Raw genomic sequence first — 12,652 nt, forward strand, 5'->3', positions numbered from 1 at the left:
CCGCCACCCGGCCCATGGCGCCAGTAACCACAGGGGGATCGCATTGGCTGGAAGGCTTCTGCGGTGGTGGGGAATCGCTAAAAACCAGTCCACTTCAGGAGCAGGACGTCGATGAATCGGATTTATCGCAAGGTCTGGAACAAATCGTTGGGTGTGTGGGCCGTGGCATCGGAATTGGCCAGCGGCGACAGCCCGGGAAGCGTGGCATCGGCCGCGCTGATTGACCGCCGTCAGGGACTCTCCCTGGCCGCCGCGATCGCCCTGGCGCTGGGTAGCGCCGGCATCGCCATTCCCCTTTCCGCCAGTGCGCAGTCGGTTGAAGTTGGCCGCGGCGCGTCGGCACCTGCCGCCCATGCCACCGCGATCGGTGCAGGCAGCAACGCCAGCGCCACCGGCGCGGTGGCCACCGGCGCCGATAGCAGCGCCAGTGGCGTCAACAGCAGCGCGATCGGCCGCCAGACCAACGCCATCGGCGAAAACGCAGTGGCCATTGGCTACAACAGTTTCGTGCGCCAGGCCGGCGAAAACGGGGTGGCACTCGGCGCCAATGCCGGCGTGACCGGCGCCAATTCGGTGGCGCTGGGCGCCGGTTCGCGCACCCACGAAGACGACGTGGTGTCGGTCGGTAGCGGCAATGGCCGCGGCGGCCCGGCCACGCGCCGCATCACCAACGTGTCCGCCGGTGTCAACGCCAACGACGCGGTCAACGTGGCGCAGCTGCAGGCCGTGTCCGAGGTGGCCGAAGACACCGCCACGTTCTTCAAGGCACAGCCGGGCGACGACAGCATCGGCGCATATGCCGATGGTGCTGGTGCGGTGGCTGCCGGCGATGCCGCCAACGCCTTCGGCAGCGGCGCGCTCGCCGTGGGCAGCGGCGCCAATGCACTGGCCGACAATGCCACCGCCATGGGTGCGAACGCGCTTGCGGTGGGGCAGAACAGCGCCGCATTCGGCTACAACGCGCAGGCCAACGGGCCGGGCAGCGTGGCGGTGGGCGGAGCCGCCGTGGACGAAGACGGCAACCCGCTGATCACCAATGGCGGTGTGCCGGTTGACACCGGTGCCACCAGCGCCGGCGTGGGCGGCACCGCGGTGGGCGCCAGCGCCAGCGCGGATGGTTTCGCCGCCTCGTCGTATGGCGTGGGCGCTTACGCGGCCGGCGCGCAGTCGTCGGCATTCGGCGTGGTGTCCAACGCCACCGGCGACTACTCCACGGCCGTGGGCACGCAGACCAGCGCCAGCGGCACCAGCAGCACCGCCGTCGGCGGCCCGGTGGATCTGATTCCGGGGCTAGGGTTCTTCGTGCAGACCCAGGCCAGTGGCGAAGCCGCCAGCGCGCTTGGCGCCGGCGCAATTGCCTCGGGCACCTACACCACGGCGGTCGGCACGCTCAGCGAAGCCTCGGGCACTGAAGCCACTGCAGTGGGTTACTTCGCTTACGCACCGGGCGAAGGCGCCACCGCGGTGGGCCCGGAGTCGTGGGCCAGCGGTGAACTCAGCACCGCGCTCGGGTATTACAGCACCGCACGCGGCGCGAACTCGGTGGCCTTGGGCGCCAACTCGGTGGCCACGCGCGCCGATACGGTGTCAGTGGGCGCAGCCGGTGCGGAGCGCCAGATCACCAGCGTCGCCGCCGGCACCGAAGGCACCGATGCGGTGAATCTCAACCAGCTCACCGCGGTGTCCGACGTTGCATCCGCCACTGCGCGTTCGTTTGTCGCCACCGGCGACGGCGCTGCGATTGCAGAAGGCGTCGACAGCGTTGCGGCAGGTTCCAACGCTGCAGCGTTCAACGATTACAGCACCGCGCTGGGTTCCAGCAGCGTGGCATCGGCGCAGGGCGCAACCGCAGTTGGCAGTGGCGCCAATGCCACCACCGATAACGCCACGGCAGTCGGTTTCAACAGCACCGCAGTCGCGGAAAACACCACCGCGCTCGGCGGCAACAGCAGTGCCTCGGGTGATGGCAGCACCGCCGTGGGCGGTGCAACCCGGGCCACCGCCAGCGGCGCGACTGCGCTCGGTTACGAGAGCATCGCCAATGGCGCGGACTCCACTGCACTGGGCGTGGGTAGCGTGGCGTTCGGCGGCACCAGCACCGCTGTGGGTGGTGCAAGCGTGGCGTTCGGTACCGACAGCGCTGCTTTCGGTGCCAATGCCGCTGCAGGTGGCACTGCATCCACCGCGATCGGCGCAAACAGCAATGCCTTCGGCGAGCGCACCGTTGCACTGGGCGGTGCCAGCAATGCATCGGGCGACGAGAGCATTGCGCTCGGCGTGAGCAGCCTGGCCTCTGCGCTGGGCACCACGGCGGTCGGCAGCAACGCCAATGCCAGCATTGCCAATGCCACTGCGGTCGGTTTCAACAGCAGTGCCGGCGACGACTATGCCACCGCACTCGGCGGCGACAGCAACGCATCCGGCTATTTCAGCACCGCCGTGGGCGGCACCAGCATCGCCAATGGGCGTGGTGCAACGGCGATCGGTTACGAAAGCATCGGCAATGGAGCGGCATCGACCGCGCTGGGTTTTGCCAGTGTGGCGTGGGGTGAGGGTGGTACCGCCATCGGCACCGAAAGCGTGGCCTACGGTGACGACAGCACCGCGCTGGGCGCGAATGCGTATGCAGCCGACACTGGCTCGATTGCCGTTGGCACCTACGCAAACGCGTACGGCCCACGTGCGATTTCGCTCGGTGGCCAATCCAATGCGGCTGGCGATGAGAGTATCGCGCTGGGCTGGGAAGCGCAGGCTGAAGGCGACCAGGGCATTGCGCTGGGCGCGGGCAGCCAAGCCGATGCGTACTCCACGGCCATCGGCGGCTACGCCACCGCCAGTGGCGCCTCTGCCACGGCAGTGGGGAACAACAGCCGTGCCGTTGATGGCTACGCCACCGCGCTGGGTAGCGACAGCATGGCATCGGGAAATTTCAGCACGACCGTGGGCGGCGCCAGCGTCGCCAGTGGGCGCGGAGCAACGGCGATCGGTGCTGAAAGTGTGGCGCGAATGGATCGCGACACCGCGATCGGCACCGAAAGTGTGGCCGATGGTGGCGACAGCACGGCGTTGGGCGCAAATGCGCGGGCAAGCTATGATTCGTCAGTGGCGCTGGGCGCCAATGCGAACTCAAGCAACTACTATTCGGTCGCCCTTGGCACTTACGCCGTTGCGACGGGTGGAAGCGCCACGTCGATTGGCGGCCAGTCCTATGCGCCTGGTAACGAGAGCGTCGCCTTGGGCTGGCAATCCAACGCCTCGGGCACGCGGAGCGTCAGCCTCGGCAGCGGTGCGTATACGCCTGCCGACGACGGCGTTGCGTTGGGTGCAGGTTCGATCGCCGATCGCGACAACACGGTGTCGGTAGGCAGCGTGGGGAGCGAACGGCAGATCACCAACGTGGCCGCCGGTACCGAAGGCACCGATGCGGTGAACCTGGACCAGCTCAACGCCGTGGCCGGCACTGCCGAGACCACCGCGCGTCTGTATGCGGGCACCGGTGACGGCACCGCGTTCGCACAGGGCGAAGACGCCACGGCTGCCGGCTCCAATGCCACCGCTGATGCCGACTACAGCAGCGCATTCGGCGCCAGCAGCCAGGCAACTGCGATAGGCGCGGTCGCCATCGGCAGCGGTGCCAGCGCCACGGCGCAGTACGCCAATGCGTCCGGCTATAACGCCGCCGCCAGCGGCTACGGCAGCGTGTCGACCGGCGCTTTCAGCCAGGCCAGCGGTGATTACGGCGTGGCCCTGGGCGGCGAAAGCGAAGCTTCCGGTGCGCAGAGCACGGCAGTGGGCGCAGCGGCAGGGGCGTCCGGTGATGGTGCATTTGCCGGTGGTGCGCTGAGCGTGGCCGAAGGCACCGAAAGCACTGCACTGGGCTATTTCGCCAGTGCCACGGGCGAGTCCGCCACGGCGGTCGGTGCAGAGAGCGTGGCCGATGGCACCAGCGCGGCCGCATTCGGCTTTGGCGCCGAAGCCACCTCCAACTACTCCACCGCGTTGGGTGGCTATTCCACCGCCAGCGGTTTCAACAGCACCGCGCTGGGTAACTTCAGCACCGCCAGCGGCTCCAGCAGCGTGGCCGTCGGTGGCGATGCCACTGCCTCCGGTGCGTACAGCATCGCAGCCGGCCAGGCCAGCGTTGCCAGCGGCTACAACAGCGTGGCGGTGGGTGGCGCCTTGCTCGGCCTGTTGCCGACCGAGGCCTCCGGCGACTTCTCCACCGCGCTGGGCGGCGCGGCGTGGGCTCCGGGCTTGAACAGCACCGCGCTTGGTAACTTCGCCGAATCCACCGGCGAAAGCAGCGTGGCACTGGGTGCCGATTCGGTCGCCGATCGCGACTTTGCGGTGTCGGTGGGCAGTGCCGGCAACGAGCGCCAGATCACCAATGTCGCGGCCGGTACGCAAGGCACCGATGCGGTGAATCTGGACCAACTTACCGCGGTGGCCGAAACCGCGCAGGGCACCAGCAAGTACTTCAAGGCCAGCGGCAGCGACGACAGCGACGCCGGTGCCTACATCGAAGGCGACAACGCGCTGGCCGCCGGCGAAGGTGCCAATGCCAGCAGCGATAACAGCACCGCCGTGGGTGCAGGTGCGCAGGCGGTTGCCGAGAACGCAACCGCAGTCGGCATGGATGCGCTGGCCAGCGGCATCGGCGCCGCAGCGTTGGGTAACAACGCCCAGGCATTGGGCGAAAACAGCAGCGCGGTGGGCAGCAACGCGCTGGCCAGCGATATCGGTGCCACCGCCAACGGTGCCGGCGCGCAGGCCATTTCGACCTACGCCACCGCACTGGGTAGCGAAGCAGTGGCCTCGGACAACCAGGCCACGGCGGTCGGCTTCCGCAGCGCTGCGTCCAACGTGGGCAGTGCCGCCTTCGGTGGCTACAGCGAATCCAGCGGCCGCCTGTCGTCGGCACTGGGCTACGGCGCAGTGGCGTCCAGCGACTACAGCACCGCAGTGGGTGCCGCGTCGCTGGCCTCCGGCGCCAGCGCGGTGGCCGTGGGTGAATTCAGCGAAGCCACCGGCGATGAAAGCGTGGCGGTGGGCGGCAGCACGTTCTTCGGTTTCATCCCGGCACGTGCGTCGGGCACCGGTGCAGCGGCCTTCGGTGGCGGTGCATGGGCCACGGCCGATTACACCACCGCGATCGGCTGGAATTCCTATGCCGACGGCGTCAACGCCAGTGCATTGGGCCAGAGCGCCGCCGCATTGGCCGATAACGCGCTGGCGATCGGCGGCAACAGCCGCGCCGATGCGATTGGTGCAAGCGTGGTCGGCGTGGATGCGTCGGCCACCGGCATCAACAGCACCGGCGTCGGCCGCCAGGTCAACGTAATCGGCGAAAACGCGGTCTCGGTGGGCTACAACTCGTTCGTGCGCGAGAGCGCGGTCAACGGTGTTGCGCTCGGTGCCAATGCCGGTGCCACCGGCGCCGATTCGGTGGCATTGGGCTCCGGCTCGCGCACTTACGAAGCCAACACGGTGTCGGTCGGTAGCGGCAATGGCCGCGGCGGCCCGGCAACGCGTCGCATCGTCAATGTCAGCGACGGCGAAGTCGCCACCGATGCGGTCAACAAGGGCCAGCTGGATGCATTGGCGGCCGATGTGCAGACCACCAGCGGCATGGTGCAGACCACCGGCGAGGGCGTGGCCCGTGCAACGGGCGATCGCGCCACCGCCGCCGGTGCCGGTGCCACCGCCAGCGGTGCACGCAGCGTGGCGGTAGCCGCAGGCAGCACTGCCTCGGCCACCGGCGCCAGCGCGATGGGTGTGGACAGTAGCGCCAGCGGCGTGAACAGCACGGCGATGGGGCGGCAGACCAACTCCATTGGCGAGAACGGCGTTGCGCTGGGTTACAACTCCTTTGTGCGCCAGAGCGGCGCCAACGCCGTCGCCCTCGGTGCCAATGCGGGTGCCAGCGGCGCCGACTCGGTGGCGCTGGGTTCCGGTTCGCGCACCTATGAAGCCAACGTGGTGTCGGTGGGCAGCGGCAACGGCCGCGGTGGCCCGGCGACGCGTCGCATCGTCAATGTGGGTGCCGGCGCGATTGCCGATGCCAGCACCGATGCGATCAACGGCGGCCAGTTCTTCCAGTCGCTCAGCAATACCGCCAGCTTCCTCGGCGGTGGTGCGGCGATCGGCGCGCAAGGTGTGTTCGTTGCGCCGACCTACGTCATCCAGGGTGCCAGCTACAACAACGTCGGTGCCGCATTGACCGCGTTGGACAGCAAGGTCACCGAGCTGGATGCACGTGGCGGCACCGCAACGGCTACCGCTGCACGCACGGTTTCGCTGCGCACTGCAGCGGTTCCGGCGGTGGCTGCATCCGCGACGGTCGCGAGCAGCGATGTCACTGACAGCAGCGCAAGCGTGCAGGGCACGCCGACCGCTGCGGTCGTTGGCACGGCCACGCCGGCGGCGACCTCGACGGCGGTTGGCAACGCCGCTGTGGCCAACCACATCACCGGCACCGCGATTGGTGGCAGCGCGTATGCGCATGGCCCCAACGACACCGCGATTGGCAGCAATGCACGCGTCAATGCCGATGGCAGCACCGCGGTGGGTGCCAACACGCAGATTGCTGCGGTGGCGACCAATGCGGTTGCGATGGGCGAAGGCGCGCAGGTGAGTGCGGCCTCGGGCACGGCGATCGGGCAGGGTGCCCGCGCCAGTGCACAGGGTGCGGTGGCACTCGGCCAGGGCTCGGTTGCCGACCGCGCCAACACGGTCTCGGTGGGCAGCGTGGGCGGTGAGCGTCAGGTGGCCAATGTGGCCGCCGGTACGCGCGCCACCGATGCGGTCAACAAGGGCCAGTTGGACAGCGGCGTCGCCGCAGCCAACAGCTACACCGACAGCCGCTACAGCGCGATGGCCGACAGCTTCGAAACCTACCAGGGCGATATCGAAGACCGCCTGCGCCGGCAGAACCGTCGGCTCGATCGTCAAGGTGCGATGGGCTCGGCGATGTTGAACATGTCCGCCAGCGTGGCCGGTATTGCCTCGCAAAACCGCATCGGTGCCGGTGTCGGTTTCCAGAACGGCGAGTCGGCGTTGTCGGTGGGTTACCAGCGGGCGATCAGCCCACGCGCCACGGTGACCATCGGTGGCGCATTGAGCGGCGACGACAGCTCGATCGGCGTAGGTGCCGGTTTCGGTTGGTAACGCACGGTTGAAAACAGCGACGGCGCCGTCGTGCGCCGTCGCGACAGAGCAAGGCCTGAGGGGGCGGGCGAGGACCGTGGCTTGGCCGGCCAACGGATTCGCAGGGAGTGATGGCCGTACTGACGCCTGATCCACGAAAAACTGAAGAGGACTTCACCGTGATCGACAAGAATTTCCGTCTCAACCCGCTGACTGGCGCCATCTTGATGATGGCCCTGGGTGCTTCGGGCACCCTCGTTGCTGCCCCCGCGTTGCAGGTCAAGGAACCGACCCAAGCCGCGCCGGCCGCCAGCGATTTCAGCAGCCGGTTGATCGTGCGTTACAAGGACGGCACGGCCGCCGCGAGCGATCGCAGCAGCAAGCTGGGCGTGGTGCAATCGGCCGTGGGCCGTGCCGCACCGGTGACCGGTGCGCGTGCTGGCGCCACCGCCGCCAAGGCGACCTACCTGCGCAAGCTGGGCATTGGCTCGGACCTGATCAAACTGTCCGGCACGCTGACCGCCGCACAGGTGGACAAGGTGGTGGTCGAGCTGAAGAACGACCCGTCCGTGGCCGAGGTGCAGATCGATCGCATGCTGCGTCCGGTCGAGATCAAGAAGAGCGTTGCCGCGACCGACGTAACCCCGCAGCTGGTCCCCAACGACCCGCTGTATGCGCAGTACCAGTGGCACCTGAGCAACCCCAACGGCGGCATCAACGCGCCGGCCGCATGGGATCTCTCGCAGGGTGCCGGCGTGGTGGTGGCGGTGCTGGATACCGGCATCCTGCCGGGCCATCCGGACTTCGCCGGCAACCTGCTGCAGGGCTATGACTTCATCACCGACGCCGAAGTCTCGCGTCGCCCCACCGACGCCCGCGTCCCGGGCGCGCTGGACTACGGTGACTGGGAAGAGGCCGATAACGTCTGTTACGACGGGTCGGTGGCACAGGAAAGCTCCTGGCACGGCACCCATGTCTCGGGCACCGTGGCCGAGGCAACCCATAACGGTGTGGGCATGGCGGGCGTGGCGCCGAAGGCCACCATCCTGCCGGTGCGCGTGCTCGGCCGCTGCGGCGGCTACACCTCCGACATCGCCGATGCGATCGTGTGGGCCTCCGGCGGTACGGTCGATGGCGTCCCCGCCAACACCAACCCGGCCGAAGTGATCAACATGAGCCTGGGCGGCGGCGAGCCCTGCGATCCGGCCACCCAGGTCGCGATCAATGGCGCGGTGTCGCGCGGTACCACCGTGGTGGTGGCGGCCGGCAACAGCGGCGAAGATGCGGCCAACCATTCGCCAGCCAGCTGCAACAACACCATCACCGTCGGCGCCACCCGCATCACCGGCGGCATCACCTACTACTCCAACTACGGCAGCAAGGTGGACCTGTCCGGTCCCGGCGGCGGCAGCGTGGACGGCAACCCGGGTGGTTACATCTGGCAGGCCGGCTACGACGGCGCCACCACCCCGACCTCCGGTAGCTATAGCTATATGGGTATTGGTGGCACCTCGATGGCGTCCCCGCACGTGGCCGGCGTCGTGGCCCTGGTGCAGAGCGCGTCGATCGGCCTGGGCGACGGCCCGCTGACCCCGGCGGCGATGGAAGCCCTGCTCAAGCAGACCAGCCGCCGCTTCCCGGTGACCCCGCCGACCAGCACCCCGATCGGCAGCGGCATCGTCGACGCCAAGGCCGCGCTGGAAGCGGTATTGGTGGAGCCGTGCGACCCGGACACCGAGACCTGCGCGCCGGCCGCCATTGCCCTGACCAACAAGGCGCCGCTGACCGGCCTGAGCGGTGAGTACAACAGCTCCACGTTGTACAGCTTCGAAGCCAAGGCGGGTGCGGTGCTGAGCTTCATGACCTACGGCGGCACCGGTAACGTGTCGGTCTACGTGAGCTTCGAAGCCGAACCCACCGCAACCGATTACGACGCCAAGTCCACCCGTCCGGGCAACAGCGAAACGGTGCGCTTCACCGCACCCAAGGCTGGCACCTACTACATCAAGCTGGTGGGTGCAGGGGACTACGCGAAGCTGACGCTCGTCGCGCGACAGTAATCGCTGCAATAGTGTGACCGAATGCCCCCGGCCAATCACCGGGGGCATTCGTTTTTCAGGGCCTTTCGCAGTGGTGCGGTTGATCGTCGCGGCAAACTGCTACAGTCGGCGCCGGACTTGTGGAGACGAGTGTGAACGCGGTTGCCGTCGATCCAATTGAGCAGCGAAGTGCAGAAACGCGCATCGTCGAAGCACTGCTTGAACGCCGTCGTCTGAAGGACACCGACCTGCTGCGCGCGCGCCAGTTGCAGGCCGAATCCGGCATGGGCCTGTTGGCGCTGCTGGGCCGGTTGGGGCTGGTGTCCGAGCGCGATCATGCCGAGACCTGCGCCGAGGTGCTCGGCCTGCCGCTGGTGGATGCACGCCAGCTCGGCGACACCCCGCCGGAAATGCTGCCTGAGGTGCAGGGCCTGTCGCTGCGCTTTCTCAAGCAATTCCATCTGTGCCCGGTCGGCGAACGCGACGGCCGGCTCGACCTGTGGATTGCCGATCCCTACGACGATTACGCAATCGATGCGGTGCGCCTGGCCACCGGACTGCCGCTGCTGCTGCAAGTAGGCCTGCGCTCGGAAATCGACGATCTGATCGAGCGCTGGTACGGGCAGGGCCGCAGCGCAATGGGCACGATCGTGGAAACCGCCGACGGCGATGCCAGCAGCACCGACGACATCGAAGCGCTGCGCGATCTTGCCTCCGAAGCGCCGGTGATCCGCCTGGTGAATCTGGTGATCCAGCACGCGGTGGAATTGCGCGCCTCGGACATCCATATCGAACCGTTCGAAAGCCGGCTCAAGGTGCGTTACCGCGTGGATGGCGTGCTGGTGGAAGGCGAAAGCCCGCCGGCCAAGCTCACCGCCGCGGTGATCAGCCGCATCAAGATCATGGCCAAGCTCAATATCGCCGAGCGCCGCCTGCCGCAGGACGGCCGCATCATGCTGCGCGTGCAGGGCAAGGAGCTGGATCTGCGTGTCAGCACCGTGCCCACCGCGCATGGCGAGAGCGTGGTGATGCGTCTGCTCGATCGTGAAACGGTGGTGTTCGATTTCTACAAGCTCGGCTTCACCGAAGACTTCCTGCCGCAATTTCGCAAGGTGCTCGAACAACCGCACGGCATCATGCTGGTCACCGGGCCCACCGGCTCGGGCAAGACCACCACGCTGTACACCGCGCTGAGCCAGCTCAACACCTCCGACGTCAAGATCATCACTGTCGAAGACCCGGTGGAATACCAGATCGAAGGCATCAACCAGATCCAGGCCAAGCCGCAGATCGGGCTGGATTTCGCCAACGCGCTGCGCAGCATCGTGCGCCAGGATCCGGACATCATCATGATCGGCGAAATGCGCGATCTGGAAACCGCGCGCATCGCGATCCAGTCCGCGCTCACCGGCCACCTGGTGCTCTCCACACTGCACACCAACAACGCCGCTGGCGGCATCACCCGCCTGCTCGACATGGGCGTGGAAGACTATCTGCTGACCTCCACCATCAACGGCATCCTGGCCCAGCGCCTGGTGCGCAAACTCGACCTGGCCAACGCCGAACGCTATGCCGCATCGCCGGAAGAGATCGAACGCTTCGACCTGCGCCGGCTGCAGCCAGACGGCGAGATCTTCCTGTATCGCCCGCGTGCCACGGCGGCAGCGCCCACCGGTTACCTGGGCCGCACTACCATCGTCGAGTTCCTGGTCATGAACGACGAACTCCGCCGCGCGGTGATGCGCCGCGCCGGCATGGGCGAGATCGAGCAGTTGGCGCGCAAGTCCGGCATGCGCACCATGTACGAAGATGGCTTGTCCAAGGCCCTGCGTGGCGAAACCACCATCGAAGAAGTCCTGCGCGTCACGGAGGATGCGTGAGAGCAGCGAGGGCGGCAACGCGCGCAGCATGCGCGAGATCTAACGTGGACTTTCAGGTAGTCCCACGCATGCGGTGTGATGCAAAGGCATTCACACCAACCCACTGCAGCGCCGCGCGTTTCCCAAATCCCAAATCCCGACCCCAAAATCCCCGAGACCAAGCGCCTCACCCCATTCCCGATTCCCAATTCCCAATTCCCGGCCTCCCAGCCTAATGCCCCTGTACCGCTACAAGGCGCTCGATGCGCACGGCGAAATGCTCGATGGTCAGATGGAAGCGGCCAACGATGCCGAGGTGGCGCTGCGTCTGCAGGAGCAAGGCCACCTGCCGGTAGAAACGCGTCTGGCCACCGGCGAAAACGGTTCGCCGTCGTTGCGCATGCTGTTGCGGAAGAAGCCGTTCGACAATGCCGCGCTGGTGCAGTTCACCCAGCAGCTGGCCACGCTGATCGGCGCCGGGCAACCGCTGGACCGCGCGCTGTCGATCCTGATGGATCTGCCCGAAGACGACAAAAGCCGCCGCGTCATCGCCGACATCCGCGACACCGTGCGCGGCGGCGCGCCGCTGTCGGTGGCGCTGGAACGCCAGCACGGGCTGTTCTCCAAGCTCTACATCAACATGGTGCGCGCGGGCGAAGCCGGCGGCAGCATGCAGGACACCCTGCAGCGCCTGGCCGACTACCTGGAACGCAGCCGCGCACTCAAGGGCAAGGTGATCAACGCGCTGATCTACCCGGCGATCCTGCTGGCGGTGGTCGGCTGCGCGCTGCTGTTCCTGCTTGGCTATGTGGTGCCGCAGTTCGCGCAGATGTACGAAAGCCTGGATGTGGCATTGCCGTGGTTCACCCAGGCGGTGCTGAGCGTTGGCCTGTTGGTGCGCGATTGGTGGCTCGTGCTGGTGGTGATTCCTGGCGTGCTCGGTCTATGGCTGGATCGCAAGCGCCGCAATGCCGCGTTCCGTGCGGCGCTGGATGCCTGGCTGCTGCGCCAGAAAGTCATCGGCAGCCTGATCGCACGGCTGGAAACCGCGCGGCTCACGCGCACGCTGGGCACCTTGTTGCGCAACGGTGTGCCGCTGCTCGCCGCGATCGGCATCGCGCGCAACGTGATGTCCAATACCGCGCTGGTCGAAGATGTGGCCGCCGCGGCCGACGACGTCAAGAACGGGCATGGTCTGTCGATGTCGCTGGCGCGCGGCAAGCGATTCCCGCGGCTGGCGCTGCAAATGATCCAGGTGGGCGAGGAGTCGGGCGCACTGGACACCATGCTGCTCAAGACCGCCGACACCTTCGAGCTGGAAACTGCGCAGGCCATCGACCGCGCGCTGGCCGCGCTGGTGCCCCTGATCACCCTGGTGTTGGCCTCGGTGGTGGGGCTTGTCATCATTTCGGTGCTGGTACCGCTGTATGACCTCACCAATGCCATCGGTTGAGCGTGGTGGCCGCGTGCGGCGCGCAGCAGGCGTAGATGTGCGCCTGGCAACCGGCATGCGCATCGCTGATGCCGCGCTGCCTGCCGGTTCTCTGCGTGCAATTGGCGACATCGCTTCGCATGCTGCCGCGCGCTCCCGTGTACACGCACCACATC

Annotated in this window: 4 protein-coding genes; all 4 read left to right on the forward strand. The window is 67.4% G+C overall.

Annotated features, from left to right (window positions below; genetic code table 11):
- Positions 1–111 precede the first annotated feature (111 nt).
- The 4 genes from XCC_RS03405 (at position 112) to xpsF (ending at position 12,497) form a co-directional block, all read left to right on the forward strand.
- On the forward strand, positions 112–7,167 hold the full coding sequence (locus XCC_RS03405; RefSeq protein WP_011035898.1) for an ESPR-type extended signal peptide-containing protein: 7,056 nt from the start codon (positions 112–114) through the stop codon (positions 7,165–7,167).
- A 158-nt stretch (positions 7,168–7,325) separates the two neighbouring features.
- Positions 7,326–9,206, forward strand: a complete 1,881-nt coding sequence (locus tag XCC_RS03410; protein ID WP_011035899.1) for a S8 family peptidase — start codon at positions 7,326–7,328, stop codon at positions 9,204–9,206.
- Between the two features lie 131 nt (positions 9,207–9,337).
- Positions 9,338–11,065 (forward strand): type II secretion system ATPase GspE, encoded by a 1,728-nt coding sequence (gene gspE / locus XCC_RS03415; RefSeq protein WP_019237945.1) that lies wholly within the window; start codon positions 9,338–9,340, stop codon positions 11,063–11,065.
- A gap of 214 nt (positions 11,066–11,279) precedes the next feature.
- Positions 11,280–12,497: a type II secretion system protein XpsF gene (xpsF, locus tag XCC_RS03420; RefSeq protein ID WP_011035901.1), complete on the forward strand. Its 1,218-nt coding sequence runs from the start codon at positions 11,280–11,282 to the stop codon at positions 12,495–12,497.
- Positions 12,498–12,652: the final 155 nt, after the last annotated feature.

Origin of the sequence: Xanthomonas campestris pv. campestris str. ATCC 33913, from assembly GCF_000007145.1 — a bacterium.
Lineage (GTDB): Bacteria > Pseudomonadota > Gammaproteobacteria > Xanthomonadales > Xanthomonadaceae > Xanthomonas > Xanthomonas campestris.

Bases quoted from the DNA above. Each gene is read 5' to 3' on its own strand.
- XCC_RS03405 (WP_011035898.1), top strand. From the start codon at position 112: ATGAATCGGATTTATCGCAAGGTCTGGAACAAATCGTTGGGTGTGTGG.
- xpsF (WP_011035901.1), top strand. From the start codon at position 11,280: ATGCCCCTGTACCGCTACAAGGCGCTCGATGCGCACGGCGAAATGCTC.